This is a genomic window from Mycobacterium sp. TH-M116, assembly GCF_057473685.1.
The window spans coordinates 1-8707 of sequence record NZ_JBYCLC010000277.1 but is presented as its reverse complement, the minus strand read 5'-3'; the positions used below and the strand labels follow the sequence as shown (position 1 = coordinate 8707).

Here is an 8707-nt window from a genome sequence, read left to right as displayed (position 1 = left end):
AGGGCCACGGGTGGTTGCGCTCAGGGACCGAAGCCGCCCGCTCCTGTTTGAGCCGCGTGCGCAGGTGCCCGCGCAGCTCGTGCAGGCCCGGATCGGTCCACCGGTTCTCGGCTTCGACCGGGTCGGAGGTCAGGTCGTAGAGCTCCCATTGGTCCTCGAGCGGAGACGTGCGGTAGGCGTTGCCGCCCAGCCCGCTGGCCGCCAGGTGCCGCACGCCGGGCTCGGTCCAGGTTCCCGGGTCGTCGAACGTGCGAACCAGCTTCCACAGGTGACCTTCGCCACCGGGCACGTCGTCGACACGCACGACGAGCCCCTCGAAATTGGACGGGGTGTGCGCCGGAACCCGGATCCTCAGCGGCGCGGGCGGATTCGCGGTCAGTCTGAGGCGGCGCGCCAGGCCCGAGGCCACGGTGTCCCCCTCGAGTATGTTGTCGCGGGTCATCATGTAGACCGCGCGGGTCTCGTCGGCCGGCGCGCCGTCGACGACGGGCATCAGGTCGCGGCCCGGTAGCTCGTGGACCTCCGAGAAAGACTCGGCAAGTCCGGACACGACAGCAGCGACGTCGATGCCGGCGGCCGACAGCAGCGTGGGGACCAGGTCGACATGCGACGTCGGCGCGGTCACGACCCGGGGAACCGTGGACCGCTCCCCGATGCGGGCGATCACGAAGGGAACGCGAGTGGCCTCGTCGTACAGGTTGAACCACTTCTGGTGCAACCCGCCGTGCGCGCCGAGCAGGTCGCCGTGGTCGGCCGTGCGCACCAGCACCGCGTCGGCCGAACCGTTGTCGGTGACGGCCCGCCGAACGCGGTCGATCGGCGCGTCCACCTCGGCGTGCAGGCGGTAGTACAGATCGCGGTAGCGCTGGGCGTCGTGCTCGTAGGCCCGGTTGATCACGGGGGCCGGGCCGTAGCCGGAGTAATACGCTTCGCGGAACGCGATCTGCGCTGCCGGCTTTGTCGACAGGTCCTCGCCGCCCGTCGGCGCGGGGGGCACCGGCGGGGGGTCCAGCGGCGACGACGACTTGAGCGGGCTGCGACGCGCCCACGCCGGGAACAGCACGATGTCGTGGGGGTTGACGAAGCTGGCGACCAGCAGGAATGGGCGCAGCGCCGCCGCGTCCCCGGCCCGGCGGCGTGCGTACCGGTCGGAGAGCCAGGAGACGACCCGTTCGGCGACGAGCGGATCGCGACGCACGCCGGCATTGGCCAGTGCAGCGCCGTGCGGCTCCGGGCCGACCCATCCCGAGAAGCCGTAGGGCGCGAGTGGGTCGGCGGCCAGGTAGCGCTGCACGGCGACGGGGTCGACGACTCCGTCGTGATTGTTGGTTTCCAGCGTGCGGCCCGTTGCCCGGTCGGTGAGGTCGGCATGAGAGATGTGCCACTTGCCGTCGTAGTGGGTGTCGTATCCCGCGGCGCGGAACCAGTTGCCCAGGGTCGGCACCTCGCCTGGGCGCAGCCAGCGCATGCGGGAGTCCTCGGCCGCCTTGCCGATGCCGTCGGTCTGGGTGACCCCGTGCAGGTCGGGATAATGCCCGGTGAAGAGCGTGGGCCGGCTCGGTACGCAGGCCAGCGAGCCGGTGTAGTGCCGGGCGAAACTGACCCCGTGCTCGTCGAACCACTTGCGACCGGTGAGTACCCGGTCGCGCCAGGCGAGCACGTCGGCGGTCTCGTACGGCGGCACCGCGCGCTCCTCGTCGGTCATGATGACGACGACATCGGGGCGATCAGACACGGGCATCTTCCAATCGGCTCGCGAGCCCGGCGAGCATTTGGCCGGACTCCCGCGCCATGACAAGGCACACAATGCGTTCGGCCAGCTTGTGCGGTGCGCGGGGCCCGACCTCGACGGTGCTGGTCAGGCTCACGACGGTCGCCCCACCCGCGACCGGCGCCAGCGTCCATCGGTTGGCCACCCTGCGCAGCCGGCCGGGCAGGCCTTCGATGTCGTAGCCGAGCACGTGCGGCGGGTCGAACTCAATGATGCGCTCGATGAGGGCCTCGCGGTTGAACTGGACCCGGCGCGCGGTTCCGACGGCTGCGCCGCCGGGACCGGAGAACAGGATGCAGGAGTGGCCGACGTTGCCCGCCCACGAACTGACCGATCCGAAATCCGCCAGGACGTCCCAGATCTCCTGCGGGGAAGCCACAATGCGGCGGCTGCGGTGCTTGTCTGACACGTGCCCAAGTTACGCGACGGCAGCAGGTCCCGCAGCGTCTGAGGTTCCGTGCTCATCGGGTCAGGTGCAACGCGATCTCCACTCCGATCGCCGCGCCGCACACCGCGGTCGTGATCGCCAGGGTCGCCCAGTCCGTCGTTGTCGGCCGCGCCGGGTGAGCGGAGAGTTGGCCGGTCCCGCCGCGGGCGGTGATAGCGTCGCCCATCTCGTCGCCGCGGCGCAGCGTCACGGTGATGGCCGCGGCGAGCAGGTCGATCACCTCCAGCGCGTGCCGCCGGAACCGCGCCCTGCGGCCGCGCGGTATCCGCCTGGGCCGCAGCCGACGGGCGGCGTAGAGCACCTGGAATTCGTCGATCAGCATCGGGAAGGCGCGCAGCGCGAGTGCCAGCGCCACCGCCCATTCGTCGACCGGGACCCGCAGCCATCGCAGCGGGCGACCCAAAAGCGCCATCGCGGGACCGATCTCGGCGACGTTGGTGGTCCAGGACACCATCGCCCCCAGCCCGAGCAGGACCACCGACAGCGCGGTGATCCGCAGAAACTGCAGGAAACCGCCGAGTCCCAGGTGCAGGCCGCCCACGGCGATCACCGGGCTGCCGCCGCCCAGCGCGGCCGTGATGCCGCCCAGCGCGACGATCACCCACAGCCAGCGCGGAACCGACGGCAGCACCCCCCGCGGAATGCGCGCAATCCGTATCGCGGCCGCCACCAGGGCCGCTACCGCGGCGATCGTCACCCACCCCGGGTAGAACGTCAGCAGCACCGAGATCCCGAAGACCACGAGCAGTTTGGTTCCGGCCCACAGTTGGTGGATGGTCGACGTCCCGGGCACCGGGACGAGCAACACCACCGGCCGCGGCAGACGCCGGCTCGTAGCGTGCTCCGGGCCCGCGTTCAGCGGTGCGCCCGCAGTCGCCGTCATGCAACACCTCCGGCCGCGGTCGCCACCGATTCCAACATCCCGTCGTGCAGATGCAGGGTGCGCGGGCAGACGCCCTCCAGCCCGACGAAGTCATGGGAGATCACCACCACGGTCAGGCTCTGCTCGCGGCGGAGATCCTCCAGCAGGCGCAGCAGACCGCGCTGGCTCGTGGCGTCCAGCCCGGCCAGCGGCTCATCAAGGATCAACGCCCGCGGCGAACACGCCAGCAGCCCGGCCAGCGCCACGCGGCGCATCTGACCGCCGCTGAGCTGGTCGATGCGGCGTTTGGCCAGCGCGGGGTCCAGCCCGACGCTGGCCAGCGCCGCGGCGACGCGGTCTTGGTCGCGGTGCGAGAAACCCGCGGCCGAGGCAACTTCCAGGTCGACGCGGCTGCGCATCAGCTGCAACCGGGCCGCCTGGAACGACAGCGCCACCGCACCGACCTGCTCGTGGGTGGGCCGGCCGTCGAGAAGGCAGGCACCGGTGGTGGGAATCGTCAGCCCGGCCATGATCCAGGCCAAGGTCGACTTGCCCGACCCGTTGCCGCCGTGGATGAGCAACCCGTCCCCCTGCTCCACGACGAAGCTGATGTCGCGCAGCGCGGGTTTGGCCCACGGTGTGCCGCTGGCGTATTCGTGACCGACCTCGACGAGCTCGATCGCCGGCGCGCAGGAGATGTGCGCGACCGGCGCGGACGGCAGCGGCGTGGGCGCGGACTCGACCATGTCGGCATTGTCCGGTGAATCGCTGAGGTTGATCGTGCGGTCCGCCGACTCCGCCTCGTTGTTGTAGTGCGTGATGTGCACCAGTGCGGTCCGGTGCCGTTGGGTGAGGCCCGACAGCACACCCAGCAGGGCCTCCCGGCCCTGCTGGTCGACCATGGTGGTCACCTCGTCGGCGATCAGCAACGACGGCTCCCGGGCCAGTGCCGCGGCCAGCGCCAGGCGCTGCAGTTCGCCCCCGGACAGGCTTCCGGTGTCGCGGTCGGCGAGCCCGTCCAGGCCCACCTCGCCCAGCAGCCGGTTCACGTCGATCTCGGTGCCCGGCGGCAGGCCCCACACCACGTCGTCGGCGACGCGGGTGCCCAGAACCTGGCTTTCGGGATGCTGAAGCACCACGGCCGTGCCGCCAACCTTGCCCAGGCCGACCGCACCGGGGCGCCGCACCGTGCCCGACGTGGGTTCCCGGCCCGCCAGGATCAACATCAACGTGGTCTTGCCGGAGCCGTTGGCGCCGGTGATCGCCACATGTTCACCCACCCGAAGGTCCAGGCTGATCTCTCGCAACGAATCCTGGGCGGCGTGCGGGTAGCGAAAGCGCACCTTGTCCAGCCGCACCGGCACGGGGCCTATCGCGGCCCTCTCGCCCTCGCCGCCGTCCCAGACGTCCAGTTTGTGCACGTCAGGAATCTCGCTCATCCGCTGCAGCAGCCGGGACAATGCCCACCAGCCGATCAGCGAGACGATCGTGATGCCGACGGTGTAGTAACCCAGCAGGATCCACGGCCAGTAGTGCAGCCCCTCGGCGAAATACCGTTTGACGTCGGCGCCGGCCTGCGCCAGATGGATCCGGGTCAAAAACTCTGCGACCCCGTCGATGTTCGCTGTCATCACCTGGAAGATCAGGTGCCGCAGCCGGGTCATGACAACCAGCATGCCGAGCGTCACGGCACCGAAAACCACCCCGGCGATCAGGGACACGACGATCACCGTCGGCGTTCCCCGGCGCCGGCGCTTGACGAATCCCATCAGCCCGCCGACGTAGGCCCCGTGCATGACCGTCATCAATCCGCCCAAGCCGGCAATGAGGAAGGCGATCATCCCGGCGGCGACCGTCGCGGCGAGCAGTACACGCAGTCGGTAGCGGTAGGCCAGCAGCCCCGTCGGCACGGTGCCGAGCAGGGCCACCCCGGCGGCGAACGGGACGATTACGGAGATGATCGCGATGACCGCACACAGCGCACCCATCACCGACGCCTGCGCCAACTCCACCGGTTGCAGTGGTCCACCACGGCGGCTCGCACGCAGGAGTCTTGGGCCGGTCACTTGATTGATTCTGCCAGGCCGCGGGCGCGGGCCCCGCCAGAACACCCGGCCAGCTGGGGATTTGCACCACGGCATCCACGCAGCAGCTCGCTTAGGGTAGCTATGCAACCATGGAGGCATGAAGCCATCCGCCGCCGATCACAGCGGAGTGGCCGGAGTCGGTGGAGTCGTTGACGCCGCGACGTCCGAGCTGCAACCGGGCCTCGGAGCGGACCTGCTCGCGGTGGTCGCCCGCCTCAACCGGCTGGCCACCCAGCGGATCCGGATGCCGTTGCCTGCGGCGCAGGCCAGGCTGCTCGCCACCATCGAGGCGCACGGCGAAGCCCGGATCGGTGATCTGGCGGCCGTCGACCACTGTTCGCAACCGACGATGACCACACAGGTACGACGCCTCGAGGAGGCCGGCCTGGTCACGCGGACGGTCGACCCCGACGACGCCCGCGCAGTCCGCATCCACATCACGGCCGAGGGACGGCAGACGCTCAACGCGGTCCGTGTCGACCGCGCGGCCGCGATCGAGCCGCAGCTGGCCGAACTCGCGCCGGTCGAGCACCAGGTGCTGGCGGAGGCGGTCGGCGTGCTGCGCCGGCTTCTCGACAATGCCGCAATCCCGCCGCGCCGCGGCACCCAGTGACCGGGAACCCGATGCTGGTGCTTTTCGGTGCGCTGTGGGCGGGGCTGGCCTGGTTCTGGGTGCTGCCGCGCAGTCACGGGCCCCGCACCGGGGCGCCACGTCCGGAGCGGGCCCCACCAACCGGGTGAATCGGCCGGGAATCCGTACGCGCGTGCAGGGTCCGCGCAAGATTGTCACGTGGTCGTTTCTGCCGCGCGAACCGCGGGCTACGGTCGGGTGATGGCCCCGGGAGCGACGGGCACTGCCGAGCATCTGCGCAACGCGCTGGACGGGCGTTGGCGCGACGTGAAAAACCGGATGCGGGCCACCATGACCGAAGACATGTTCCGCCCGCATTACACGCCAAACACTGTGATCGCGCGCACCAAAGTGGGCGAGCAGATGAGGATCATGGCCGCGTTCGGCGCCGCCGGCGACACCTTCCGCAAGGAACACGGCGGCACCGGCGACGTCGGGGCTGCGATCACCATGATCGAGATGCTCGCGATGTCGGACCTGTCGCTGATGGTCAAAGCCGGGGTGCAGTGGGGCCTGTTCGGCGGCGCCGTCGAGAACCTGGGCACCGGCCGGCACCACGAAGCCCACGTCAAGAAGATCATCAGCCTCGAGTTGTCCGGCTGTTTCGCAATGACAGAGACGGGCCACGGCAGCGACGTGCAGTCGCTGGAGACCACCGCGACCTACGACGCCGAGACCCAGGAGTTCGTCATCGACTCCCCCACCCCGTCGGCACGCAAGGACTACATCGGCGGTGCCGCCGAAACAGCCACCATGGCAGCGGTTTTCGCGCAGCTGATCACCACCGAGGAGGGCAAGCCGGTCAACCACGGCGTGCACTGCCTGCTGGTCCCGATCCGCGACGCCGACGGCAACGACCTGCCCGGCGTGACGACCTCGGACTGCGAGTACAAGGGCGGCCTGCCCGGTGTCGACAACGGCCGCATCATGTTCGACCACGTGCGGGTCCCGCGGGTCAACCTGCTGAACAAATACGGCGACGTGGCGCCGGACGGTACGTACACCTCGCCGATCGACAACCCCAACCGGCGGTTCTTCACGATGCTGGGCACCCTGGTGCGCGGCCGGATCACCGTGGGCGGCAGCGCCGGCGCCGCGGCGCGCGTCTCACTGGACATCGCCACCCGATATGCGTTGCAGCGCAGGCAGTTCAGCGCACCCGACGACGCCGGCACCGAAGTGCTGATCATGGACTACCTGGTGCACCAGCGCCGGCTGTTCCCGTTGATCGCGAAGTCCTATGCGCTGCAGTTCGCCCAGAACGAGCTCGTCGGCAAATGCCACGACATCCAGACCGCCGACGCACCCGACGCCGAGGAGCAGCGCGAGCTGGAATCGCGCGCCGCCGGGCTGAAGGCGGCCAACACCTGGCACGCCAGCCGCTCCATCCAGGAGGCGCGGGAAGCCTGCGGCGGCGCGGGCTACATGGGCGAGAACCGGCTGGTCGGCCTGCGCGGCGACACCGACGTGTTCACCACGTTCGAGGGCGACAACCACGTGCTGACCCAGCTGGTCGCCAAGGAACTGCTCACGGCCTACGCCGACGACATCCGCAGCATGAGCCCGGTCGAATGGGTGCGCTTTGCCGCCGGCACCGTCAGCGACCGCGTCGTCAAACGCACCGCGGCGGCGACCATCATCCAGACCATCGTGGATGCCCGGCAAGACAACGAGGAGGAGGGCAGCCTGTTCAACCGCGGCACGCAGATCAAGATGTTCGAGGACCGCGAAGAGTATCTGCTGTCATCCGTCGCGCGCCGGCTGCAGGCCAAATCCAAGGAGATGGCGGCTTTCGACGCGTTCAACGCCGTGCAGGATCACGTGCTGCACGCCGCGACCGCGCACATCGACCGGGTGATCCTGGAGGCCTTCGTCGCCGGCATCGACTCGTGCGAGGATCAGCCGGCACGCGACGTGCTGGAGCTGGTCTGCGACCTCTATGCGCTGTCGGTGATCGAGGAGGACAAAGCCTGGTATGTCGAGCATCGCTACCTGTCCACCGATCGGGCCAAGGCGGTCACCCGCGGGATCAACGACCGGTGCCGAGCGCTGCGCCCGCACGCGCAAACGCTGGTCGACGGCTTCGGCATCCCTGACGAGCTGCGTTACGCCGAGATGCTGCACCCCGAGAACCTGCCGGGTGCCGTCACGCCCTGAATCCGGTTCTGGCCACCTTCGCAGGCAGCAAGCCAGGAAGCAATCCGCGTGAACACCGCCCGCTCAGCTCGATGACGTGCCCGAACGCGCGGCCGATGAACGAGGCGCGAGCCCGGATATCGCGCCTGCGGGGCCAGGCGCTCCCCCAGGCGTCGTAAGCCCTACTGATTCGGGACCTTGCCGAGAGTGTTCAGCTTGCCGTTCGGGCCGATCTGGAATTTCACGACGCCGTGGCCGGAGGGACAGCAGGGCTCGTCGTTGCCGACGCGCCACTGATACTGAACCGTGACTGTGTCATCGGACGGCTTCAGCACAGTGATGTACGGTTTCGGGTTCGGGGTCGGTTCGCCCAGCGGGATGTTGTGGTCGAAGAAGATCAGCTGCTGGGGGGTCGACTCGCTGGCGATCGTCGGGATGAGCTGCACCCAGTGCAGCCGGCAGTTGCCGGTGTGTCCACGCGCGATTTCGACCCAGGTGGTGCCCGGGATCGCGATCGGGACCGAAGCCACTGCCCGGCGCACCGTGTCGTCGCTGGGCCCCTCGGAATCTTTGCACGCGGCAGGTGTTCTCGACGGCGAGCTCACCTGGTTCGACCCGCACGCCGCCGCAGCCAGGATCAGCAGGATCGCCGCGAGCCGACGCATCCACCCAGCTTAGCCTCGATCCACGGATGAATTGGCTGTTGATCGGGTGTCGGAATAAGGAAAGTGCCCTCTGAGCTGGGATGATTGGAGTTACCACACAACAATCT

General features: G+C 69.3%; 7 protein-coding genes. 2 read left to right on the top strand and 5 right to left on the bottom strand.

Annotated elements, in window-relative coordinates; all coding sequences use genetic code 11:
* The 4 genes from AC2VOK_RS13860 to AC2VOK_RS13845 form a co-directional block, all read right to left on the bottom strand.
* The coding region (locus tag AC2VOK_RS13860; RefSeq protein ID WP_428900998.1) for a sulfatase-like hydrolase/transferase at positions 1 to 1735 on the bottom strand (1735 nt) is incomplete at its 3' end.
* The gene (locus AC2VOK_RS13855; protein ID WP_428900997.1) at positions 1728 to 2180 is read right to left on the bottom strand and encodes an SRPBCC family protein; all 453 of its coding nucleotides are present in this window, start codon (positions 2178 to 2180) and stop codon (positions 1728 to 1730) included. The genes AC2VOK_RS13860 and AC2VOK_RS13855, both read right to left, overlap by 8 nt.
* A gap of 52 nt (positions 2181 to 2232) precedes the next feature.
* A complete protein-coding gene (locus AC2VOK_RS13850) occupies positions 2233 to 3102 on the bottom strand; it encodes a CbiQ family ECF transporter T component (protein ID WP_428900996.1) in 870 nt (289 codons plus the stop codon).
* Positions 3099 to 5147, bottom strand: a complete 2049-nt coding sequence (locus AC2VOK_RS13845) for an ATP-binding cassette domain-containing protein (protein WP_428900995.1) — start codon at positions 5145 to 5147, stop codon at positions 3099 to 3101. Before AC2VOK_RS13845 ends, AC2VOK_RS13850 begins: the two co-directional genes overlap by 4 nt.
* Before the next feature lie 118 nt (positions 5148 to 5265).
* Between AC2VOK_RS13845 and AC2VOK_RS13840 the strand changes: the two genes are divergently transcribed.
* Positions 5266 to 5781: a MarR family winged helix-turn-helix transcriptional regulator gene (locus AC2VOK_RS13840; protein WP_428900994.1), complete on the top strand. Its 516-nt coding sequence runs from the start codon at positions 5266 to 5268 to the stop codon at positions 5779 to 5781.
* 219 nt (positions 5782 to 6000) lie between these two features.
* Entirely contained in the window at positions 6001 to 7956 is a 1956-nt protein-coding gene (locus AC2VOK_RS13835; protein ID WP_428900993.1) for an acyl-CoA dehydrogenase family protein, read from the top strand.
* Positions 7957 to 8117: 161 nt separating this feature from the next.
* Here AC2VOK_RS13835 and AC2VOK_RS13830 read toward each other — a convergent pair whose 3' ends face one another.
* Positions 8118 to 8600, bottom strand: a complete 483-nt coding sequence (locus AC2VOK_RS13830) for an LppP/LprE family lipoprotein (protein ID WP_428900992.1) — start codon at positions 8598 to 8600, stop codon at positions 8118 to 8120.
* Positions 8601 to 8707: the final 107 nt, after the last annotated feature.

What these genes read in the sequence shown, in the direction of transcription:
- AC2VOK_RS13840 (WP_428900994.1), top strand. Translation starts at nt 5,266, where the DNA reads ATGAAGCCATCCGCCGCCGATCACAGCGGAGTGGCCGGAGTCGGTGGA.
- AC2VOK_RS13830 (WP_428900992.1), bottom strand. Translation starts at nt 8,600, where the DNA reads ATGCGTCGGCTCGCGGCGATCCTGCTGATCCTGGCTGCGGCGGCGTGC.
- AC2VOK_RS13850 (WP_428900996.1), bottom strand. Translation starts at nt 3,102, where the DNA reads ATGACGGCGACTGCGGGCGCACCGCTGAACGCGGGCCCGGAGCACGCT.
- AC2VOK_RS13835 (WP_428900993.1), top strand. Translation starts at nt 6,001, where the DNA reads ATGGCCCCGGGAGCGACGGGCACTGCCGAGCATCTGCGCAACGCGCTG.